The sequence below is a fragment of the Entomomonas asaccharolytica genome, assembly GCF_016653615.1.
GTDB lineage: Bacteria > Pseudomonadota > Gammaproteobacteria > Pseudomonadales > Pseudomonadaceae > Entomomonas > Entomomonas asaccharolytica.
This window is the reverse complement of the sequence record NZ_CP067393.1, coordinates 1,503,489-1,527,216: the sequence shown is the minus strand read 5'-3', so window position 1 is coordinate 1,527,216 and position 23,728 is coordinate 1,503,489. Positions and strand designations below refer to the sequence as shown.

General features: G+C 36.3%; 22 protein-coding genes and 1 pseudogene. 16 read left to right on the top strand and 7 right to left on the bottom strand.

Translation table 11 applies throughout. The features are described from left to right. Nucleotides 1-9: 9 nt before the first annotated feature. Both JHT90_RS07125 and JHT90_RS07120 read right to left on the bottom strand, forming a co-directional pair. Nucleotides 10-930: pseudogene (locus JHT90_RS07125) on the bottom strand (L,D-transpeptidase family protein); the annotation flags it as partial. Between the two features lie 163 nt (nt 931-1,093). Next, nucleotides 1,094-1,696 (bottom strand): arylesterase, encoded by a 603-nt coding sequence (locus tag JHT90_RS07120; RefSeq protein WP_201095550.1) that lies wholly within the window; start codon nt 1,694-1,696, stop codon nt 1,094-1,096. A gap of 355 nt (nt 1,697-2,051) precedes the next feature. On the opposite strand from JHT90_RS07120, the gene JHT90_RS07115 reads away from it, so the two are divergent. The 15 genes from JHT90_RS07115 (at nt 2,052) to cydX (ending at nt 17,295) form a co-directional block, all read left to right on the top strand. Then, the gene (locus JHT90_RS07115; protein ID WP_201095548.1) at nt 2,052-2,720 is read left to right on the top strand and encodes an ABC transporter ATP-binding protein; all 669 of its coding nucleotides are present in this window, start codon (nt 2,052-2,054) and stop codon (nt 2,718-2,720) included. A 2-nt stretch (nt 2,721-2,722) separates the two neighbouring features. Continuing rightward, entirely contained in the window at nt 2,723-5,230 is a 2,508-nt protein-coding gene (locus JHT90_RS07110) for an ABC transporter permease (protein WP_201095546.1), read from the top strand. Between the two features lie 32 nt (nt 5,231-5,262). Then, on the top strand, nt 5,263-5,757 hold the full coding sequence (gene greB, locus JHT90_RS07105; protein ID WP_201095544.1) for a transcription elongation factor GreB: 495 nt from the start codon (nt 5,263-5,265) through the stop codon (nt 5,755-5,757). Between the two features lie 4 nt (nt 5,758-5,761). Next, complete coding sequence (locus JHT90_RS07100; RefSeq protein ID WP_236254064.1) at nt 5,762-6,502, top strand: ComF family protein; 741 nt, start codon at nt 5,762-5,764, stop codon at nt 6,500-6,502. Nucleotides 6,503-6,579: 77 nt separating this feature from the next. After that, on the top strand, nt 6,580-7,530 hold the full coding sequence (minC, locus tag JHT90_RS07095) for a septum site-determining protein MinC (protein ID WP_201095542.1): 951 nt from the start codon (nt 6,580-6,582) through the stop codon (nt 7,528-7,530). A gap of 101 nt (nt 7,531-7,631) precedes the next feature. After that, entirely contained in the window at nt 7,632-8,447 is an 816-nt protein-coding gene (gene minD, locus JHT90_RS07090) for a septum site-determining protein MinD (protein WP_201095540.1), read from the top strand. After that, a complete protein-coding gene (gene minE / locus JHT90_RS07085) occupies nt 8,444-8,707 on the top strand; it encodes a cell division topological specificity factor MinE (RefSeq protein ID WP_201095538.1) in 264 nt (87 codons plus the stop codon). The genes minD and minE overlap by 4 nt, the downstream gene beginning before the upstream one ends. A gap of 65 nt (nt 8,708-8,772) precedes the next feature. Then, nucleotides 8,773-9,408, top strand: coding sequence for an RluA family pseudouridine synthase (locus JHT90_RS07080; protein ID WP_201095537.1), 636 nt, complete (start codon nt 8,773-8,775; stop codon nt 9,406-9,408). Nucleotides 9,409-9,586: 178 nt separating this feature from the next. Beyond that, complete coding sequence (locus tag JHT90_RS07075; RefSeq protein WP_201095536.1) at nt 9,587-9,943, top strand: multidrug transporter; 357 nt, start codon at nt 9,587-9,589, stop codon at nt 9,941-9,943. A gap of 132 nt (nt 9,944-10,075) precedes the next feature. Next, nucleotides 10,076-11,608 (top strand): tetratricopeptide repeat protein, encoded by a 1,533-nt coding sequence (locus JHT90_RS07070; RefSeq protein WP_201095535.1) that lies wholly within the window; start codon nt 10,076-10,078, stop codon nt 11,606-11,608. A 207-nt stretch (nt 11,609-11,815) separates the two neighbouring features. After that, a complete protein-coding gene (hcp, locus tag JHT90_RS07065) occupies nt 11,816-13,465 on the top strand; it encodes a hydroxylamine reductase (protein ID WP_201095534.1) in 1,650 nt (549 codons plus the stop codon). Between the two features lie 191 nt (nt 13,466-13,656). Then, nucleotides 13,657-14,115, top strand: a complete 459-nt coding sequence (locus tag JHT90_RS07060) for a DUF2946 domain-containing protein (RefSeq protein WP_201095533.1) — start codon at nt 13,657-13,659, stop codon at nt 14,113-14,115. A gap of 355 nt (nt 14,116-14,470) precedes the next feature. Further along, nucleotides 14,471-16,015 carry a cytochrome ubiquinol oxidase subunit I gene (locus JHT90_RS07055; RefSeq protein WP_201095532.1) on the top strand — a complete coding sequence of 515 codons (1,545 nt, stop codon included), beginning with the start codon at nt 14,471-14,473 and terminating at the stop codon, nt 16,013-16,015. An 18-nt stretch (nt 16,016-16,033) separates the two neighbouring features. Continuing rightward, the gene (gene cydB, locus JHT90_RS07050) at nt 16,034-17,170 is read left to right on the top strand and encodes a cytochrome d ubiquinol oxidase subunit II (protein WP_201095530.1); all 1,137 of its coding nucleotides are present in this window, start codon (nt 16,034-16,036) and stop codon (nt 17,168-17,170) included. Between the two features lie 11 nt (nt 17,171-17,181). Then, nucleotides 17,182-17,295, top strand: coding sequence for a cytochrome bd-I oxidase subunit CydX (gene cydX, locus JHT90_RS07045; protein WP_201095529.1), 114 nt, complete (start codon nt 17,182-17,184; stop codon nt 17,293-17,295). Nucleotides 17,296-17,421: 126 nt separating this feature from the next. Here cydX and JHT90_RS07040 read toward each other — a convergent pair whose 3' ends face one another. Together JHT90_RS07040 and hemG are read right to left on the bottom strand one after the other, a co-directional pair. Then, nucleotides 17,422-18,021, bottom strand: coding sequence for an HAD-IB family hydrolase (locus JHT90_RS07040; RefSeq protein ID WP_201095528.1), 600 nt, complete (start codon nt 18,019-18,021; stop codon nt 17,422-17,424). An 83-nt stretch (nt 18,022-18,104) separates the two neighbouring features. Beyond that, complete coding sequence (hemG, locus tag JHT90_RS07035; RefSeq protein ID WP_201095527.1) at nt 18,105-18,650, bottom strand: menaquinone-dependent protoporphyrinogen IX dehydrogenase; 546 nt, start codon at nt 18,648-18,650, stop codon at nt 18,105-18,107. Nucleotides 18,651-18,851: 201 nt separating this feature from the next. Here hemG and JHT90_RS07030 point away from each other — a divergent pair, with 201 nt between their 5' ends. Beyond that, nucleotides 18,852-19,310 carry a hypothetical protein gene (locus tag JHT90_RS07030; RefSeq protein WP_201095526.1) on the top strand — a complete coding sequence of 153 codons (459 nt, stop codon included), beginning with the start codon at nt 18,852-18,854 and terminating at the stop codon, nt 19,308-19,310. A 39-nt stretch (nt 19,311-19,349) separates the two neighbouring features. On the opposite strand, the gene speE is transcribed toward JHT90_RS07030, so the two are convergent. The 3 genes from speE to JHT90_RS07015 all read right to left on the bottom strand — a co-directional run bounded on the left by speE (nt 19,350) and on the right by JHT90_RS07015 (nt 23,605). Further along, a complete protein-coding gene (gene speE / locus JHT90_RS07025) occupies nt 19,350-20,210 on the bottom strand; it encodes a polyamine aminopropyltransferase (protein WP_201095525.1) in 861 nt (286 codons plus the stop codon). Between the two features lie 28 nt (nt 20,211-20,238). Continuing rightward, nucleotides 20,239-21,372, bottom strand: coding sequence for a 2Fe-2S iron-sulfur cluster-binding protein (locus JHT90_RS07020; RefSeq protein ID WP_201095524.1), 1,134 nt, complete (start codon nt 21,370-21,372; stop codon nt 20,239-20,241). Nucleotides 21,373-21,436: 64 nt separating this feature from the next. Continuing rightward, complete coding sequence (locus tag JHT90_RS07015) at nt 21,437-23,605, bottom strand: beta-galactosidase (protein ID WP_201095522.1); 2,169 nt, start codon at nt 23,603-23,605, stop codon at nt 21,437-21,439. Nucleotides 23,606-23,728 lie beyond the last annotated feature (123 nt).

Genomic DNA, 23,728 nt, shown 5'->3' with positions numbered 1-23,728 from the left:
TTCAACTACTTGTGCCTGCATTGGCAGACCCTCTGTATTACCTATTTGTATAGGAATACCATCATGGTGGCTAGCTACCATTTTAGCAAGTGACATATCTACTACAAAATCAGGATTATTATAGCGTTTTAGCGCATTGGCAATAAATTGCTCAACATCAGGAGCAGGATGTTCATCTAAAGCCTTGTGTGCTTCAAAATAAATCTTACCATTCTCAACTCCTATTTTATAAGGCTGAGTCACAATAGTAACTTTTGTACCCATTGGTAAAATACTAAAAAGGTAGGTGACATCAGGATTCAACATCCTAAAACAGCCATGACTAGTACGGGTACCAATACCAAATTGCTTGTTAGAACCATGTATCAAATAGCCACTAAAACCTAACTGTATTTTGTAAGGGCCTAATGGATTATCAGGGCCAGGTGGTACTATCGCTGGCAGTGGATCACCATCTTCTGCATGCTCTTTACGTATTGAAGCAGGTGGAATCCACGAAGGATCCTTTATTTTGCCCACCACTTTAGTGGTGCCTAAAGGTGAGCCCCAACCCTCCCGACCAATACCAAGCGGAAAAGTATAGACAATATCTTGACCTTTTGGATAATAATAGAGGCGATACTCTGGTAAATTAATAACGATACCGTCACGAGCAGTATCAGGCAAAATATAGCGAGTAGGTAATAAAATATCAGTACCTTCACCAGGTAACCATGCGTCTACGCCAGGGTTAGCAGCAATCATTTGGCTATAGCCTAAGCTATAAGTATCACCTAAATCTACAAAGGTATCCTCATACTTAGCTTTAATAATTTGCATTTGTCCGACTAAATCTTCACCCTGTGCTGGTAATTTATACTGAACAGCAAATACATTAGTAGCCAAAGCACCCCATAAAAGACCACTAATAAAAAATTTAGACAAACGCACCTTGCACCCCACTCAACCTACACAAATTAAAAGTATTAAAAATTTATTAGCATACTGGCTATTTATAATAGCTCATCATTCTAACCGCTTTATAATCAACCTTATAGTAGTAAATAGTACTAAACTAAAACAATTTTATAAGTTATTAATTATTTGTTTATCTTTACTTTAATAAGGGTTGTAATTTCTGCCACACATCTTCCATTATAATTGCTTGCCCTTTAGTATTTGGATGCACCCCATCCGCTTGCATTAAATCTGGGTTAGCACCTGTATTCACTACGATAGAGGGCAGTAGAGCCACTTGCTGCTGTTCTGCCACTGCTTGATAAACAGCAACAAATCGATCTAAATATTGTTGCCCATAGTTTGGTGGCAACTCTATACCAACCAATAATACCGTTGCTTGTTGCTTAGCTAGGCTTACCATTTGTGTTAAATTTTGTTCAATTAATTTAGGTGGTGTGCCACGTAAGCCATCATTACCACCTAATTCAATTACTACCACATCAGGTTTATACTTCTCTAATAAATTAGGTAACCTAGCAACACCATTGGTGGTAGTATCTCCCGAAATAGATGCATTAATTAATTGATAATTATATTGTTTATCTTTTAAGCGTTGTTCAAGTAAACTAACCCAACCTTGCCCAACTTCTATACCAAAGCCTGCACTTATACTATCCCCCACAATAAGCAATGTTTTGCCGCTAGCAATGGGAATAGTTAATAATGCTATGATAACAATCAGAACTCTTTTTAACATCTGAACAACCCTATAAGCAAAAGTGCCTTCAATTTAAAACCACATAGCCACTCATTACAACCATCGTTTATTGTCTAAATATTACACTGACATGATTGATAATTAAGTGTTTTTATAACTTTTTTAAAACAACACTGTAACTATTTGATATTGATTGTTTATATCTGCCAGTCATTATGTGTTATATAGTGTTGAAATTAAACGTTAGAATTAAATATATACATATTAAATATTGTAGTTATCTGAATTTACTTTTTAAAATAGCCGTTAATTTGAAAAATAGAAATGGCAATATAAATAAAAATATTACCAGTCATCTTTATATTTTTATTTATATATAAGGGGTTATAACTGTATGATTTTGAGTGCGCAGCAAGTTGGAAAAGTTATCAAAGGTGAGCAAGACCTTGTCATTCTACAAGACATTAGTTTTGAGCTTGAGGCAGGTGATAGTTTAGCCATTGTGGGAAGTTCTGGCTCTGGTAAATCAACACTATTAGGATTACTTGCTGGTTTAGACACACCTAGTTCTGGCACTATTACACTAGCGGGCAAAACACTTAATCAACTTAATGAAGATCAACGTGCCGCAGTAAGAGCAGAAAATGTGGGTTTTGTTTTTCAATCTTTTCAACTACTTGATACTTTAACAGCGCTAGAAAACGTTATGTTACCGTTAGAACTAGAAGGTAATAGCAACGCTAATCAACAAGCACATCAACTATTAACAAGAGTAGGATTAAAACATCGTCTACACCATTATCCTAAACAACTGTCAGGTGGAGAACAGCAAAGAGTAGCTATTGCTCGTGCGTTCGCTTCGACTCCCAAAATATTATTTGCTGATGAACCAACAGGTAATTTGGATACCCATACAGGTGAACATATTAGTGATTTATTATTTGAGCTTAATCAAGAACAATCTACCACACTGGTACTAGTTACTCATGAAGAACGACTAGCTAAACGTTGCCAACGAAGAATTCAAATTGAAGCAGGTCAACTTATCAGTGAGGCTAACTAAGGATGAGTAAGTCGGTTTCTTTAAAACTGTTCACATTAGCTTTTAGGCAACTCCTAAGAGATATAAAAGCAGGTGAACTTCGTATTTTATTTTTTGCATTAATGATAGCTGTTACTTGTAGTACCGCTATTGGTTACTTTAGTGCGCGCTTACAAGCTTCAATGGAAGCAAAAGCAGGTGAATTTTTAGCGGCTGATCTTGTAATTAGAGGCAGTTCACCTGCCACAACTGAACAAATTAATGAAGGTGAAAAGTTAGGCTTAAAACAAGCTAAAACAGTTTCTTTTAGCACTGTTGTCATTAATCAAGATGAGATGCAACTTGTAGGTGTTAAAGCCGTAGATAATAATTACCCATTACGTGGTCAGCTAAAATACAAGACTGCTTTTGATGCAATGGAACAAATAACCTCTAATGGCCCTCCTGCTGGAGAAATATGGGCTGAACAACGTTTATTTATCGCATTAAACGTTAACCTAGGGGATATTATTCATATTGGTAATGCTCAATTACGCGTCACCAAAATTCTTACTTATGAACCTGATCGCTCAATGGATTTTTATACATTAAATCCTCATATTCTGATGAATATGTCTGATCTAGCTGCCACCAACGCCATACAACCTGGTAGTCGTGCTAGTTATCGGCAACTATGGGCAGGTAACACAGAAACCATTACCCAGTATCACACCAAAATCACGCCAACCATTGCTCCCCACCAACGTATTTTAACAGGGAAAGATGGTAATATGCAGCTAAACAATACGCTAAGTAGAGGTGAAAATTATCTCAACCTCGCTAGTCTAGTAGCCATTTTATTAGCTAGTGTAGCCGTTGCCCTCTCGGCTAATCAGTTCGCTACTCGTCGCTTTGATAGTAGTGCACTATTGCGTTGTTTAGGTTTATCACGTAAGCAAGTGCTAACACTTTATACTCTACAACTCATTTATATTGGGCTAATTGCGTGTATCCTAGGCGCTGCTTTGGGCTGGTTAGTACAATTAGGTTTATTTAAATTACTTGCTGGATTAGTCAGTGGAGTTCTTCCCTCGGTTGGCTTAACTCCTGCCTTAGCGGGAATAGCCACAGGTTTAATTGCCTTAGCAGGCTTTGCTATTCCACCGTTGGCAGCGTTAGGTAATACACCGCCAATCCGTGTCTTACGGCAGGATATTTTTCCTACACCTCCTCGTAGTTGGTTTGTTTATGGTCTAGCTATCCTCGCATTAGCCATTATCATGTGGCGACTCAGTTTAGATATTAAGCTAACACTTTCGCTTATGGGCGGTGGATTAATAGCCGTTGCTATGTTAGGTGGCCTCTTATTATGGGGACTAAAAGGCTTACGTAAATTGCTAACAAAAGCTTCATTACCTTGGCGTTTAGGGTTAGGACAACTACTCCGCTATCCAATACGTGCCATTGGCCAAATTTTAGCATTTGGTGTCATTTTGATGGCAATGGCGTTGATTATCTTACTACGTAGTGAATTATTAGATACTTGGCAAAAGCAATTGCCAAAAAATGCACCTAACTACTTTGCGATGAATATTACCGATGCCGAATTACCTCTATTTCAACAAAAGGTAAAACAACTATCCAACCATATTGCGCCTTACTACCCCATTATCGCTGGACGCTTAACTGAGGTTAAAGGAACACCCGTTGCGCAACTTAATCTAACAGGCCGAGGGGATAATGCTACCCATCGTGATCTAAGTTTGACATGGACAGCAACTCTACCCAGTGAAAATATTATTACCAGTGGCACATGGTGGTCTGAAACAAGTGATGACCAATCAGTAATTAAAGTTTCGTTAGAAGACGAGTTAGCAAAAAGCCTAGGAGCTAATATAGGCGACCAATTAACCTTTGTTATTGGTGGTGTTGAATATAAAACCATTATGACCAGTACACGCAAAATCAATTGGGATAATTTTCAACCAAACTTTTTTGTAATCTTTGACCCAGAAAGTGTACAAAATATACCTGCAACTTATTTAACAAGCTTTTATATCCCAACTGGCAATGATAAAGAAATTGTTGAACTAGCTAGAAACTTCCCCACTGTTACCTTATTGGATATTGATGGTTTATTAAAACAGCTTAATAGCATTCTCGCCCAAGTAACCATTGCGGTAGAATATATTTTATTATTTGTCTTATTTGCAGGTATTACTGTGCTATTTGCAGGCTTACAGTCGACACTGGATAATCGTATTCGGCAAGGTGCTTTATTACGAGCGCTAGGCGCAAAAAGACAACTATTAAAACAAACACAAATAGCCGAATTTGCCTTACTAGGTGCTATGGCAGGTGGTTTGGCTGCTATTGGTTGTGAAGTAATTAGTGGATTACTGTATCACTTTACTTTAAAAATCAGTTGGCACTTTCATCCTTGGTTATTGATATTACCTGTGATTGGCGCAATACTTATCGGTTGTATTGGTGTATGGGGTACTCGACGTACTATTAACAGTAGCCCCCTACAAGTATTGCGCGAAGGATAATTTACTTAGACTGATGAAATATTAGAAAATTTATGAGCCGTTATCGTCCACCACGAAAAGCTGGTACAGCTTTAATTACCCCAGAAGGTGAAGCCAAACTACGAGCCGAATTGCATGAGCTATGGCATGTAAAACGCCCCAAGATCACTCAGTCTGTTAGTGAGGCAGCGGCTCAAGGTGATCGTTCAGAGAATGCTGAATATACCTATGGTAAGAAAATGCTACGGGAAATAGATAGCCGTGTTCGTTTTTTAACTAAGCGTTTGGAAGCACTAAAAGTTGTAGACCAACCTCCCACTGATCAAACAAAGGTTTATTTTGCTGCATGGGTTAGTTTAGAAGATGAGCATGGAACAGAAATGCGTTGCCGTATTGTTGGCCCAGATGAACTAGATTTAAAAAAAAACCATATTAGTATTGACTCCCCTTTAGCGAGAGCATTACTAGGAAAAACATTAGACACAGAAGTAATTGTACAAACACCAACAGGTATTAAACGTTGGTATATTGTTGATATAACATATTAAGTTTATGACTAATCGCTTGTTTACTATCCTCAAAAAGCTTAAGCCCTTTTGGTTTACGTTACAACCTAGTTGTTTATTGTGTTTAACAACCATTAAAAACGATACATTAACTATTTGTACTGATTGTAGAAGCGATTTACCTTCAATAATACAAGGCTGTCAAAATTGTGGACTTCCTATTCCTTATCAAGGTGTTTGTGGACAATGTCTACAACAGCCTCCTAATTATCATAAAGTTATAGCTCCTTTTCGGTATGACTTCCCTATTGCCCAGTTAATTACTAAATTTAAATATCAACAACAATGGCCTATGGGGCATTTACTAGCATCGCTACTAACTGAATATTTGCAACAAAATTATCATAATGGCTTAGCTAAACCACACTACTTAATCCCTGTACCACAAGCTAAAAAACGATTACGACGACGAGGTTTCAACCAAGCAGAAATGCTTGCTAAATGGTTAGGTAAAAATTTAATGATACCCATTCATTACCATCTACTAACGAGGGTAATTGATACACCTCCACAACAGCAGCTTTCTGCTAGAAAACGCTTACACAATTTAAAAAACGTTTTTAATATCAATAACTCTATTAATATCCAAGGTTTACATTTAGCGATTATTGACGATGTTGTTACCACAGGTGCAACAGCTAATACTTTAGCTAAAATACTCTATCAAGCAGGTGCTACAAGAGTGGATATTTATGCAGTTGCTAGGACACCACAAACTTTTAAATAAAACCTAAGTTTATTATCTATTAGCCACTGATTTGTACTATAATTTCGCACTAATTTTAAATTGACAATGGACATAGTATGAGCAAACCATTTTCTGATACCTCCCAACAGCCCACCTTTCAACTTAAAGGAACCATGCTCGCCATTACTGTATTTGAACTTGCTCATTTTAATATTGAACGCTTAACCAAAGAACTCACCGCCAAGGTTAAAGAGGCGCCTGAGTTTTTTGGTACCATTCCTATGGTACTGAGTATTGACAAACTAGATATGCCTTTAACAAGAGTAGAACTTAAAGGGTTACTTACACTTTTTAAAGAATTCAATATTCAGCTCATGGGCTTGCGTACAGATGATGAAAAATCAGTGGCAACAGCCCATAAATTAGGTTTAGTGGTATTACCTCCAACAGGCGCTAGAGAAAAACTTATTGAAATTGCAGTTAACCGTCCTGTTGTTGCAGAACCAACTGCAACAGAACCTATAGTTGAAACACCTGAAGCTGAACAACAAGTGCCTGATGATGGACAACAGCAACTACCTATTGAAGAAACACAGCAAGCTGTTGATACTGCTCTAACAAGTAGCGAAAATATACCTGAACTGAGCAATGAAGCAATCATCACTTATGAAAGCGCATTTGACGAACAAGCATCAACTGCACCTACAGAAACAAACAAAGCTAAACAGCAAGCAATACCAACCATGATTGTTTCTACGCCTGTGCGTAGTGGTCAACAAATCAAAGCTGATGATGGTGACTTAATTGTAACCTCTAATATCAGTACTGGTGCAGAGCTAATAGCAGATGGCAATATTCATATTTACGGTATTATGCGCGGCAGAGCGATGGCGGGCTTTCATGGTAACAATAAAGCACGTATTTTTTGCTCCCGATTAACGGGCGAACTTATTTCTATTGCAGGACAGATGATTACTGAGGAAGAACTGAGACGACATCCTCTATGGGGAAAACCTGCACAGTTATGTCTTGAAGGAAATCAATTAACTATTACCCCCCTTTCTTAAGTATGATTAGACTTTAAAAGGTGTTTATAAAAGGTTATCATGTCCGACAATTTTATAGTTTTATCATCTATTAACTAAATTTATTATATTGAGGTGAGAGCTTGGCCAAAATTATTGTAGTCACTTCTGGTAAAGGTGGCGTAGGGAAAACAACTACAAGTGCAGCAATAGGTACAGGATTAGCCTTGCGTGGTTTAAAAACAGCTGTTATTGATTTTGACGTAGGTTTAAGAAACCTTGACTTAATCATGGGTTGTGAACGCCGCGTGGTATATGACTTTGTTAATGTTATTAATGGCGATGCAACGCTTACCCAAGCATTAATTAAAGATAAGCGCGTAGAAAATCTTTTTATTCTTGCAGCCAGTCAAACCCGTGATAAAGACGCTTTAACAGTAGAAGGTGTTGAAAAAGTCATTAACGAACTTTCTGAAACCTTTGACTATATTATCTGTGACTCTCCTGCTGGTATTGAAAAAGGTGCCCATCTTGCTATGTATTTTGCAGATGAAGCGGTGGTAGTGACTAATCCTGAAGTTTCTTCTGTACGTGATTCTGATCGTATGTTAGGTATCTTAGCCAGTAAATCACGCCGTGCTGAAAAGAACGAAACACCTATTAAAGAACATCTATTAGTTACCCGTTACTCTCCTGAACGTGTAGAAAAAGGCGAAATGCTAGGTATTGAAGACGTAAAAGAAATTCTATCCATTGAACTGATTGGGGTTATTCCTGAATCAAAAGCTATTCTTAAAGCATCTAACCAAGGGATCCCTGTGGTATTAGATGATCAAAGTGATGCAGGCCAAGCTTATAATGATGCTGTAGATAGATTGCTAGGTAAAACTGTACCTTACCGTTTCTTAGAGTTGCCTAAGAAAGGAATTTTTCAACGCTTATTCGGAGGTAATGAATGAGTATTCTAGATTTCTTCCGAAGCAAAAAGCAACCTAGTACTGCTTCTATCGCTAAGGAACGTTTACAAATCATTGTTGCTCACGAACGTGGAAGGCAATCGCAACCTGATTATTTACCACAATTACAGAAAGATTTACTGGATGTAATTCGTAAATATATTCCTATTGAACAGGATCAAATACAAGTAGAGCTAGCCACTCAAGATAACTGTTCAGTACTTGAGTTAAATATTACTCTACCTGAATCTGAAGGGCGCTAATCAATTAGCGCCTTATTCTTTACTACTCAATATAGTTATTTTTAATTTGATATAAAGAGATATTTATGCCGTTATCTTCTATCGAAATAATTTATGAGTGCCCTTCTTTTTTTATCGTTAATAAGCCACCCTATCTACTCTCTGTACCTGGTCGCGCTGAAGATAATAAAGACTGTTTAATCACTCGCTTGCAACAAAATGGCTATCCAGAAGCTTTGATAGTTCATAGACTGGATTGGGAAACTTCTGGCTTACTAGTCATAGCACGTGATCCTGATAGTCATCGAGAGCTTTCGCGACAATTTCAAGATCGAGAAACTCAAAAATCATACACTGCTTTATGTTGGGGAACACCAAGTTTAGACAGTGGCTCTATTGATTTACCGTTACGTTATGACCCTATTAACAAACCACGCCATATTGTAGATTACCAACAAGGTCGCCATGCTCTTACCTTTTGGAAAGTATTGCAACGCCACGATCATCATAGCCGTTTAGAATTAACACCAATCACTGGTAGATCACATCAATTACGTGTCCATCTATTATCTATTGGTCATCCTATTTTAGGCGATAAGCTATATGCTCATGAAGATGCTTTAGAAAAACAACCACGACTTTGTCTACATGCTACTGAACTATCTATTACTCATCCAACCACAAAAGAAAGATTATTCTTTGAAAGTCCTGCTCCTTTTTAATAAAATGCTGTATAATTTTTCTGTAACTACTTATTTATTACAAAAATATTGATCTATATGGTAGTAAATAAGTTGTATAAGTGTTAAAAATATAACATCAACTATTAGCTAATAGTCACTTTATGTTATAATGCTGTTAACAAGTTTATGAATTGTTCTTATAAGAAGGATCGAGTTAATGAATACTCTTCGCCGGATTGCTACTACATTTGTTCTTGCTCTAGGTATAATTGCTGTACCTGCTCATGCTGCTACAGATTATACAGAACAAGGTCAATATGAAGACCCACGTTTTGATGTCAATGCACCACCTGCTTATGCAATGATTGGTGATTTGGTAATCGCACGTCCATTAGGCGCTGTAATGACAGTTATTGGAACGGGTGTATTCTTAGTTACTTTACCTTTCTCAGCATTGGGTGGTAATGTTGGTGAAGCAGCTGATGCTTTAGTAGCGGAACCTGCTCGTTTAACTTTCGCTCGCTGCCTAGGTTGTACATCTACTCATAAACCATACAGAGCTGATAACCAATAGTTATTTTTAGCACTGTTTTATGAATTGTTAAGAAGCTGTTTATTTTAGAATAAACAGCTTTTTTTATAGTTATTGATATTAAAATAATACTAACAATTGCTATAACATCATTATATTTGTTAGGTGTTATTTATGACTTTTATATCTTTTATAAAACAACTTTTCTATTTTAATAATAAAAAAGAAATGTATGCACTAGGCATATCTCCTACTCTTTTAAAACAGGCAAAACAAGGTGATAGTAAAGCTCAACTAGCAATTGCAGGCCACTACTTTTCCACCAAACAAGATCATTTATTAGAAAAAGCCATTTATTGGTTTGAACTATCTGCTAACAATCAAAATCCAGATGCAATGTTTAGCCTTGCAACACTCTATTATCGAGGTCTAGGCACAAAGCAAGATTTATCAAAAGCACTCAACTGGTATCAACAAGCAGCCAAACTTGGGCAACCCAAAGCCATTAAAACAATTAATAACGTCATTATTGAGATACTGAAACAAAAAGCTGAACAAGATGATAATGAAGCCATGTATGAGCTAGCCAATCATTATCTAACAGGCGATATTGTCGAAACTGATTACCAGATGGCAAAATATTGGTATGAAAAAGCAGTTGAACTAGGCAATACTAAAGCCTTGGTCAATCTTGCTAGTTTATATGACAATGGATTAGGCACTTTAAAAAATCCTGAAAAAGCAGCTAACTTATATTTAAAAGCAGCAAAAAATCATAATGATACAGCTATGTTAAATATTGGTATTTTATATTTAACAGGCGAAGGCGTTGATAAAGACATTAATGAAGCCATTTATTGGTTAGAAAAGGCCTACCAACAAGGTAATGCCAAAGCTGCCTATAACTTAGGGACAATCTATTATTTTGGTGAAGTAATCCCTCAAAATTATAGTAAAGCAATAAACTACTTTTTAGAGGCAGCTAAGGCTGGTTCTAGTGATGCTATATATAACCTTGGTATTATTTATCAAACAGGCGAAGGTACCCAACAAGATGCCAATCAAGCAAAATCTTGGTTTAAACAAGCAAGCCTATTAGGCCATGAGAAAGCTACCTACCAACTTAATACAACACAGCTTAATCAATATAAAGAAGAAGCAGCAACAGGTAATCGACAGGCAATAAAAAACTATATCAACCTATGCGCTGCTGCCAAGATAAAAATTGATAATAAGCAACTAATCGATTGGCTATACAAAGCTGCTGATACGGGTGACAGTTATGCAATGATTGATATTGGTAATTTTTATGCTAACGGTACAGTACCTTTTAGCCAAGATTACCAACAAGCAATGAATTGGTTTATAAAAGCCAGCGAACTAAACAATGACCAAGCAATGAATCTTATTGGCTCCGCTTATTTAGCAGGCCAAGGTGTAGAGCAAAATAAGCAACTAGCTATGCAATGGTTTGAAAAGGCAGCAACGCTAAATAATGATAAAGCTATGCTAAATATAGCAAATATTTATTTGCACGATAAATCTATTGCCTCTCACTACCAACAGGCTTATTACTGGCTTACTAAAGCAGCTGAACTTGGCAACCATGCTGCAATGCAATCCTTAAGTTATCTTTATCAACATGGCCTAGGGGTTGATAAAGACTTACAAAAAGCTGACTATTGGCAACAACAAGCAAAGCATTAATTCATCAATATATTAACTAAATATCATCATACTTTGCTAAGTTAAAATAACTCTATAAATCATTTTGACTACAATTAATTCTAGTCATATTTACATACACGATTACTAGGATATTGATTTTTATATTATTATACTTTGGTATAATAATTGATAACTCATCTAATACAGGTAATAAATTTATATAAGTAGATGATGAGGTAGCTCAATATGTATTGTGTACAATGTGAACAAACAATGAGAACAACACAAGGAAATGGTTGTTCTTACGCTAAAGGAATGTGTGGTAAAACAGCAGAAACATCAGACTTACAAGATCTATTAATAGCCACCCTACAAAGCTTATCAGCATGGGCTATCAAGGCAAATGAATTAAATATTATTGATAAAGAAGTAAACCTTTTTTCCCCAAAAGCTTTCTTTTCGACTTTGACCAATGTTAATTTTGACTCTAACCGTATTATTGAATATACCATTGAAGCCATTCAATTAAGAGATCGTTTAATCAAACAATGTCAAACTAAAGATGCCGCTGCACATTTAGAACATCCTCTCGCTTTATTACAATTACAAGGTAATACCATTAAAGTGTTACAGGAACAAGCTAAAGCTTTTTCTTTAAAGGCAAAAAAAGAAATAAGCGAAGATATACATGGCTTGAGAATGCTTTGCCTATATGGACTAAAAGGTGCTGCTGCCTATATGGAACATGCCCACGTATTAGGTCAAGCTGATGATAATATACATTTACAATATCACCAAATTATGAGTTGGCTTGGCACTGAACCAACAGATATTAATACCTTATTAGATAATGCGATGGCTATTGGTGAGATGAATTTTGGAGTTATGGCATTATTAGATAAAGGGGAAACCACAAATTTTGGTGATCCTATTCCTAGCACAGTCAATACTAAACCTGTAAAAGGTAAATGTATTGTTGTTTCTGGTCATGATTTAAAAGACTTGTATGCACTGCTTAAACAAACAGAGGGCAAAGGTATCAATGTTTATACTCATGGTGAAATGTTACCAGCCCATGCCTACCCTGCTTTCCATAAATTTAAGCATCTAGTGGGTAACTATGGTAGTGCATGGCAAAATCAACAAACTGAATTTGCTGGTTTCCCAGGCCCTATCATTATGACATCGAACTGTATTATTGACCCTAATGTAGGCAACTATCAAGACCGTATTTGGACACGTAGTATGGTCGGTTGGCCTGATGTAAAACACATAGCAGATAGAGACTTTACAAATGTTATTACACAAGCATTAAGCCTACCTGGTTTTCAACATACAGAACTGGAACATCCAATTACTATAGGTTTTGCTCGTAAAACTTTATTAGGCGCAGCAGATACAGTTCTTAACCTTGTTAGTCAACATAAATTACGCCATATATTCCTAATAGGTGGTTGTGATGGTAGCCGTGACGAACGTAACTACTATAATGAATTTGCCATGAATGTTCCGCAAGACTGTGCCATTCTGACTCTAGGCTGTGGTAAGTACCGTTTTAATAAAGAAAGTTTTGGAGATATAGAGGGGCTACCACGACTAATAGATGTTGGACAATGTAACGATGCCTATTCTGCCGTTATGCTAGCTGTTCATTTATCGGAAAGATTAGGCTGTACTGTTAATGATCTGCCGTTAACACTGGTACTTTCTTGGTTCGAACAAAAAGCCATTGTAATTTTACTTACTCTATTATCATTAGGTGTTAAAAATATCTTTGCAGGGCCAACACTACCAGCCTTCTTAACACCTAATCTTATTAATATTATTGTTGAAAAGTTTGAGCTACATCCAACCACAATAGCACAACAAGATCTTAATAAAATTTTAGCTGCTTAAATTTATCTAGGAGGGATAATTCTCTATCCCTCTTTAAAAATAATAATTTTTCTGTAGCTTATATACATGACAAACATAAATAAAATGTATAGAATAACAATATGCGGCATTTTGTCCATATAAGTAATAAGCCATATGTGAGAAAATGTCGCATATAAAATATTAACATTTTATTTCGCTGGAGGAGTACAGTGTTTAAACGCAAGGCATTACAGCGTTTTAACATTTACTTGGGCTTGTTTGCAATATTACTGATAACCATCTGTCCAGTAATTACTCAAACGATCGCTCTATTAGGCGAGTCATATCAAAAAACTCCTCACCATAGCCCTTCATTAAATCATTTTGAATGTGCCTCTCAGTTTTACAAAGAGAACCACTTAAATCCCAGTGATTTTTTAGAAACTAAAAAAGAACCACCCCTTTTCACCAATCATACTTCTAACCAGAGTGATGATTTCGCAACTATCGTTAATTGTGGTTATTGTGATTTATTACATACTGCCTCGATATTAGTTGCATTTTATATAACTCTATTCGAGACGCCAAAATCACAAACTGTGATTAGGGTTACTGATCCTTACATTCTCTCCCTTAACTACTGGTCTATTCTTAGTCGCGCCCCTCCTTCAATCAAAGCAATTGTTTAATAAGAATTTTCATATTCTCAACGTTATTTTTATTGTTAATTAATAAATTTGTTGTTTGTTTAATTGATAGAAAGTTTGTGCCGTGTGCTACAAAGTAGCGCTTCTGCCTACATAAGCTTTCGTAAATTAAAAGCACCGTGATTGTTAATTACATACTCGATTGGAGAGTTTTGATGAAAAATCGAGAACGATGGTTTCCACCATTAAGCAAACATTTGCTTTTAATCGTAATTATAAAAGTACTGATACTTTATTGTTTCTGGTACGCACTGATTCGTCTTTATAAAGTGAAATTTAGTATTCACAACACTTATAACGAGCAATCAGATCAGTCTTTATCAGAAGGAGCTAAATCATGATAGACGGTAGTGCTGTTGATCTTGCCAGATTGCAGTTTGCAATCACTGGGATGTATCACTTTATCTTTGTACCCTTAACGCTAGGGTTGGTATGGATTCTAGTTATTATGGAATCTGTTTATGTTATTACTGGTAAAGAAATTTACAAGGAGATGACTAAATTCTGGGGAAAACTCTTTGGAATTAACTTTGCTCTAGGGGTTACTACGGGTATTACTATGGAATTCCAGTTTGGTACGAACTGGGCGTATTATTCTCATTATGTGGGTGATATCTTTGGTGCACCCTTGGCTATTGAAGGTTTAATGGCATTCTTCTTAGAATCCACCATGATTGGCTTATTCTTCTTTGGTTGGAATAGACTATCCAAAGGTAAACACCTAATGGTCACTATCTTACTAGCACTAGGCTCCAACCTTTCTGCTGTATTGATATTGATTGCTAATGGCTGGATGCAAGATCCTCTTGGCGCACACTTTAACCCTATTACTATGCGTATGGAGTTAAATAGTTTCGTTGATATCGTCTTTAATCCAATGGCACAAGAGAAATTTGTCCATACGGTTTCTGCAGGCTATGTGACAGGCTCAATGTTTGTACTTGGTATCTCAGGCTGGTATTTATTAAAAGGTAAACATATAGAATTTGCTAAACGCTCTTTCTGTATTGCTGCTGCCTTTGGTATTGCTTCTTCCTTAAGTGTAGTAATTTTAGGTGATGAATCAGGGTACTCTGTTACCCAATCTCAAAAATCTAAATTAGCCGCACTAGAAGGCATGTGGGAAACTGAAGAAGCTCCAGCTGGCTTTACCCTATTTGCTATTCCTGATGAGGAGGCTGAAACTAACCATTATGAAATCAGAATTCCTTATGTGTTAGGTATTATCAGCACTCGTTCTTTCGATACTAAACTACCAGGTATCAAAGATATCCGCACCCAAAATGAGCAACGTATTATCAGTGGTATTGAAGCAGTTAAAGCTTTAAATATTCTAAAAGATAAAACCAAAACAACTGAGCATGCTGCTGCAACAAAACAACTGCAAGCACATCAAGCAGATTTGGGTTATGGTCTACTTGTTCACCAATACGTTGAAAAAGTGGAAGATGCAACACCTGCCATTATTACACAGGCTGCTCATGATAGTGTACCTAAAGTTACACCTCTATTCTGGTCATTCCGTGTAATGGTTGCCTTAGGCTTCCTGTTTATCTTTATGTTTATCTATGCGTTCCGTCTTTCTATTAAAGACACCATGCAAGAAAAACGTTGGTTTCTTAAATTTTGCTTATACGCCATTCCATTACCATGGGTTGCCATTATGTGTGGTTGGTTCCTAGCTGAATATGGTCGTCAACCTTGGACTGTATTTGGTGTATTACCTACTTATCTGTCGCCTTCTTCTGTTGGTGCAGGTTCTGTACTAGCATCATTAATTGGCTTTGTTGTGTTCTATACAGGCTTACTCGTAGCAGAGATGTATTTGATGTTTAAATATGCTCGCTTAGGCCCTGTTGTACTAACTGAACCAGTTAAGTAGGATGCAAGGAGATAAATCATGTTAGATTATGAAATACTAAAACTGATCTGGTGGCTAATAGTTGGGGTTGTATTAATCGGCTTTGCCATCATGGATGGACACGATATGGGTGTCGGTACTTTGCTTCCTTTCTTAGGAAAAAATGATAACGAACGTCGTGTTATGATCAATAGTGTGGCGCCACACTGGGATGGTAACCAAGTATGGTTTATTACAGCAGGTGCTGGTGTATTTGCTGCATGGCCTGTGGTTTATTCAATTGCTTTCTCTGGTCTATATTGGGCTATGCTACTTTTGTTAGCTTCCCTATTCTTTCGCCCAGTTGGCTTTGAATATCGTTCCAAAATAGCCAATGATAAATGGCGTAGAAATTGGGATTGGGGCATTTTTGTAGGTAGTGCGATTCCTTCATTATTATTTGGGGTGGCTTTTGGTAACCTATTATTAGGTATTCCATTCCATTTAGATGACAATATGCGCTCATTCTATGATGGTAACTTCTTTCAATTACTGCATCCATTTGCCATCATTTGTGGTGTAGTAAGTTTCACCTTATTAACATTACAAGGGGCTACTTTCTTAGCACATCGTACTGAAGGCGCATTACAAGCGCGGGTAATAAAAGTTGCTCGTATTGTAGGTATCCTAATGCTTGTATGTTTCAGTATTGCAGGTGTATGGGTATTTTTCTTAAAAGGTATTGTAATTGATACTATGCCAGATCCTAAAGAAGTGATTAATCCATTAATGAAAACGGCTCATGTTGAAGAAGGCGCATGGCTAAATAACTATAAAGCAGTTCCTGCTTTATGGCTTATACCAATACTTGCTTATGTAATGGTTCTAGCGACATTAGGTTTACAAGCAATTAAACGCACTTTATTAGCTTTTGTAACCTCATCATTAGCTATTGCCTGTACCATTTTAACAGCTGCTGTTGCACTATTCCCATTTGTACTACCATCTACAGTTAATCCTAGCATGAGTATTACTTTATGGGATGGTTCATCAAGCTATTACACCTTAATCGTGATGCTAATCGTAGTACTTATTTTCGTACCTATGGTTTTAGGTTATACAGCATGGTCTTACTATGTTATGCGTGGTAAATTAAATGCTGAATATATCGAAGCAAACGACAAGACTTTATATTAAGGAGAAGCATTATGTGGTATTTTGCTTGGTTTTTAGGTGTTGGCTTCGCTGTATTACTCGCTGTTGTCAATGCGCTATGGTATGAATCACGTCTTGAAGGTAAAAATACCGACAAGAACGATTAACAACAAGTAACAATAGAGCCTTATTCTCTAAGGCTCTATTTTCATCAATAATCACAAATAAACGATAATATCAGTTCAAAGCATTTATTTTTAATAATATCTGTAACACTATAGCTGATATATTACTTACTCAAGAGCACGAAAATTAGCATGGTTAGCAACCTCTAACATCTGCTCATCACCCGCAGAATCACCATACGCATAAAGTTCATAGAGTGATAAATCACCCAATAATCCCTGCAAGCGATTAACTTTCTCTTGGCAACGACAGTTCGCACCCTGCAATTTACCTGTAAATATATCGTCTTGTTCTTTTAGTGTGGTACAGAGTAAATCATCAAAGCCTAAATCTTTTGCTGCTTTTTCTAAATAGAGGTTTAACGAAGCACTTACCATTACTAGGCGGTGTCCTTGTTCTTTATGCCATTTAATACGTTTAAGTGCCTTGGGTCTGATTAAAGGGGTAAAAGAACTGGCATAGCCTGCCCCCAGTACTTTCAAATGCTTAACAGATTGTCCTGTAAATAACTCTGCCACTATTTTTTCTTTAAAAGAATCTCTATTAGATATTTTTAATACTACCTTAACAGCTTCAGGTAGTAATTTAATAAATGCTTTATAAACCTTTACTTTACCAAAAGCCCAATAAAGAAAGGGAACAAAGGTGTCTTTTTTAGTAATAGTAACATCAAAATCAAAGGCAGCAACAACTGGCTTTTCTGTCATTAAATTATCCTTAAAACATAAAGTTAATAACTAAAACAACAAAAGGTTCAAATAATTGAACCTTTTATTCAGTATCAATATTACTATTTACGTGCTAAAGCGATAAACTGTTGCGCAAACTCATCCACTTTTTGCCAATTAGTATAATTATACTCTTTACTTAAATCTTGTTTTTCACCATCCATCCACATAATAAACTTGATTAAAATCTTATCATACCAACTATAGCGTGGATAACGTAGAGAGCCTGCAAAAACAGCTTTTAAATTGGGTTTCCATGGCGTTTTTGCTAAAAATCTACGGGCATAACCATTCGTTTCTGGTGTGTCTTTTCCTGGCTTTCTTGCTGTTAAATTAACACAAAAGAAAGCCGAATTTTTCTCATTTAACGCTTTATAATTCTTTTTAATAAAATTTAAGAAAGGTTTATCAAATTTATTATAGCGAATGGCTGCTCCCATTAGGATAGTAGAGTACTCATTCAAATCTAATTCTGGCATTTTCCATAAATCATAAACTTCATGTTCGATATCTTCAGCTTCTTCCGTCATGCGTAAAACTATTTTAGAGATGATTGCAAATGTCTGACCATCAATGGTTGAATACAACAACAATGCTTTCTTTTTCATAGTGAGCTTACTCTTAACATGTCGTGTTACTTGGTTAATAAATGCTGAACAGTATATTAAGATAAATAATCAATATCAATTATTATTAATAACTATGATTAGGGAAAAATAGCTGAAAAATAATGACAAAACACAAGGTATTGTTATATTACACTTGTTATAATATGTTACATCTTTATGGATAAAACAGGTAAGTTAGTTATGATGAACAAAAATACTTTACAGATTAATAAACAAGATGGATCAGTAACAATAAAGAACTACCCTATAATACTTAAAAAAGGTACGACTAGAGAGGAAATAGGTACTGTTTTAACGCCTCTTTATCGTTCTAATATTGATTATAAAAATGGCACTGAATGGATGTTTTTTGAGGATATAGAATTTAGTGAATGCCCTTGTACACTAGGTTTATATATTGATAATGGTATTTTAACTGAAGTAAAAATCACTATCGTTCCAGCTCACTCAGATCGTTCAGCAGCAGGTTGGTCATCGAATGCAACGGTTGATGAAGCTGTATTACTTGCTTTAATTGAATACAGAATTCAGTTAGGACGCCCTTTTAAAGACGAAAAAGAGTTTTTTGATTGGGGTGAAGTATGGTGCTTACCAGACTATAAACGCTCTGAAATGAACTCAGGCATCAAATATAAATAATAATTTTATCCCCTTAGCGAAAACTAAGGGGATAATTTTTTAATCATTATTTTGTTTACCAATCGCTTCTAATACATATTGTGGTAAAGCAAATGCTGCATAATGTACAGCAGGATTATAATAACGCGTTTTAATATTAGCTTTAGCAAAACGAGCCTTTAATTCCTCAAGAGAAGTATAACGTAATCCTTTATCCTTACTTCCCCAAGCAAAAGTCATATCGCCACCAATATAAGTAGGTACTGCGGCACGATAAAAATGCCAATCTGCGAACAAACCTTGCATTTTATTTGCTGTACTCTTTACCTCGTCCAACTGCATAAAAGGTGTACCATTTTGAGTAACTAATACCCCTCTTTCCGTTAAACAGCGATGACATGCTTGATAAAAATTTTCCGTAAATAACACTTCAGCAGGGCCAATAGGGTCAGTAGAATCTGAAATAATTACATCATAGCGTTGTGATGTATTAGCTACAAACTCCATACCATCGCCAATCACAAGTTCTAATCGAGGATCTTGATAAGCACCTGCCGAGTGATTAGGTAAATATTGAGTACAAAGATCAATAACTCCTCTATCAATCTCTACCATAGTAATTTTTTCTATGGTTGCATGGCGACAAACCTCACGTAACATTCCACCGTCACCGCCACCAATAATTAATACACTTTTTATATTACCATGCGCCATAATGGGAAGATGTGCCATCATTTCATGATAAATAAACTCATCTGCCTCAGTGGTTTGAATAACACCATCTAAGGCCATTACTGTACCCATTTTCCCGTTACGAAAAATAACTAATTTTTGATGGTCTGTTTGTGTTTCAAATAACATTTCATCAACACTAAAACGTTGACCATAATCTGGATACAGGGTTTCTAAATAATTATTCATTAATTTTTTCCACAATATCAAATTAAATTTATTTACTACAACTAGGGCAACTAATTTTACCTGTGCGACGATGGTAGATTACCTCTGTACCCTCATCGACTGGTTCACCACAGTGGTCGCATACTGTAGCACAAGATAACACTTCTTTATCAAATGCTTCTAAGTCAATAAACTCATCACCCACTTTAATCGGCCAAGGCTTATCTTTTACCACATCTTGACGGAATTTTTCCTCATACTGGTGCCACACATGGCGTTGCTCATCGGTTAAACCATGATCTTTAAAGGTATCATCTAAAATAGTACGACGATGATCCATTAAATCATCAGAAATCACCATCCAATGATGTAAATTACGAGGACGTTGGCCAAAATGAACATGTTCACGGGTGAACAAGTATTTCATAAAAGAAAATTGTTTTTCAACTAGGCGTGTTTTGCTCACATTAGCAAAAAAAGGGGCTAACCGTTCATCTTCATACACGCGATCATAAAAATCGATTAATACCGTTCTTACCTTTGCACCATCATCTAACTGATGCCACACCTCTAAATTCGGTTCTGGATCTGGTTTTTCTTCCGTTAACCACATCGGTATTTGTTGTGAGTAGGGGCCACGAATTTGAATCATCGTATCAGGTTGTAATTCACCTTGTAACCAAGTGAGTGTTGCAGGGGCTGTATCAGCTAATAGTTCAACAGTAAGCACCCAGTCGCCATCAGTTGCTACCACTTTAACAACTGGTTCATCGTTTGTACCATCGATGATTTTAAAGGTATCGCCTATTTCAAACTTGCGGCTTCTTCCCAATTCGATTGTAAAACGATATTTAGGATGTGCCGCTGTCGGTTGCTCTACAGCCATTAAGAAGGCATCAGTGATAACATCATCAGGGCTTAATGGGGCAATGGTCATATCTGTAGTTGGAATACAACGACAAGTTAATATATAACCCTTTTCTTTTTGATAGTCTGATAAACCAAGTTGTGCATCAGCGGGAATATCACCCTCTAAACAACGTACAGCACAGGTTTGACAAGAACCACCACGACACGAAAAAGGAATTGAAACGCCACTACGAACAAAACCATCTAATACCGTTTCATCTGGTTTAACTTCTACTACATTGGTTTCAAAATAAATACGCTTGTTTGACATCATTACTATTTCCATACAAAAACTACTGCTATTGTACAGACTAATGACTAAAAATTAAGCTATTAGTTTACAATTTATTTAATATCCACGCTGCAACAGCTAAATTAGCTTGCCTTACTTGCTTAATAAACTGATGAAAAGGCACATCTGTAATAGCAACCAACCCCATATTGCCGTTTTCACCATCTAGCAAGCGCCCTGTAAGAGGCTGATCTATATATTGGAACCAATGTACCCCAACCATATGAGGGTCTTCAAAAGCATTTTTAACAAACTGCTGATAACTATCAGCACGTACTTTATCATCGGCAACAGCTACAGGACCAGACCATAAAGCGCCAGTCGTTTTAGAACCAAAAGTAAATTCACTAATCATTATCGGCCTGTCTAAACTGGCTACTAATTCCGTGTCATACCCCTGACTTGCTAACAGCGTATAAGTATTAAAACTAATTACATCACAGTATTTAGCGCAAGAAGTTATTACTTCAGGTAATTTAACAGCAAATCGATTACCTAAAAATAAATGGTTAGGATCATATTTATAAATCATCTCTTTTACTGTTTTGAAATAATTATCTGCATAGTTGGTTAAGAAAATACTATAATCTTCACTAATTGCTGGGTATTTAGCAGTTGGTAAAGGTGCTCTATAACCCTGTTGCTCAATATCCTGCCATGCGTTTATAGCTACTCCCCAAGCATTTGCTAGCTTATCAATATCTTTATATTTATTTTTTAGTTGTTTTATAAATGCCTGCTTTGCTGGGCTTTCAGCATTTCTACTTAATGAATTAATGGCTAGAGCATAGTGAGCTGCAGGTATGTTATCTAGCCCACCCCATGATAATTCATTATCTGCAAAATATCCCACTAACCACGGATCATTTACTCTATTTTTAGTGGCTAACTTCACTGCTCTTTCCACCGCTTCAGTAAACTTCGGGTCAAAGGTATCAGGCATAAATCCCCACCAGTCCATGCCCGATGGCACACTGGCATAATCCCCCTTAATTAAAATAGGCATGGTATAGGGTAAACGTTTTTCTGCAATTAGCTGTTTATCACTCCAATTACCAATGGTATTAAATCCCCATGCTTTAAAACGATTTATGGTACGCTCACGCCAGTTTTTTACTACATCCTTACCATGTACCCGATACATATTGGCTTGGTAAAAGTCATACCATTGCCCCTTATCTATTCCTCTACCGCCTTGTGCAGCATTACCACTGTTAGTATCAGCATGGCCATAATAATTAGCCAATGGCTTATTTTGTTCAGGTAATGAAGCAAACATAAATTCACGCCCTGTTATATAGGTTTGGCTTTGATCTGGTACTACTGTATTAATACCCAAAGAAATAAATGCATGCCCTTCTGGTGAAACCAAATACCATCTACCGTTATGTTTTTCTGTTCGAAAATAGCCAGTGGCTTTAAATTGGGGTTTAGCATCTAAACCACCAAATTTATCTTGTATTAATTGATGACTTAACCAGTCTTCTAATTGAGCTTGTTCAGCTTGAGCCACTTGCTGTAATTGCTTATCACTGGTTATTTTATCTGGCCAATTAACTGTATTATTTTGACCATATTTATCTAGCAAATGATGATAGGCCATATACTCTGCATCACTATCAATAGCCTTAATATTACTTATTAAGATACTTTGTGGGATAGCTGGTTTTGCCATTGATAGGGTAATACTAGCTATTTTACTAGTATCTAATTTACCTACCACACTCATAGGTAGCAAATAACGTGTATTATCTTTTTGCCATGGTGAAGATAAACCCTCTCGCATTCCCCATACTCGTCCAGAGGTTTGTTTAAGCGGAATAAGTAAGTTTTGAGCAGGGCCAGCAGGTAGTGCGATTGTCGCTCGCAGTAATGTTGTTTGGGAAGTATCTTTAATATCCACATATAATCTTAAATCCCAGTCCATGGCATTTTGAATACGTAAGCTTAGTGCTTTTTGATTGATTAGATTAGTTGCTTGCTTAAAGTGTATGGCAATGGATGGTTCATCAATATCATTAGCAAAGGTGATTCTCTTTAATACTTCATTCTGTTGGTTATGTTCCACTCCATCATTGGGTAAAGTTACACCCTGCGTAAATAAAGTTACTTTATTAGAAGCTTGTAAAAAATCATATAGCGGTTGTTCTTCAGCGATTACTAGACTGATTGAACTAATGCATAATAGAGATAACAGCACAATACGTTTTAACATAACAATACAATTTCTTAGAGGCAAATATGCTTATAAGACTTAACAATGGGATAAAAAGTTTAATTTTTACCATACAGGCAATGTAATAATTTGTACATATACTCCTACTTAATATTTAGACAT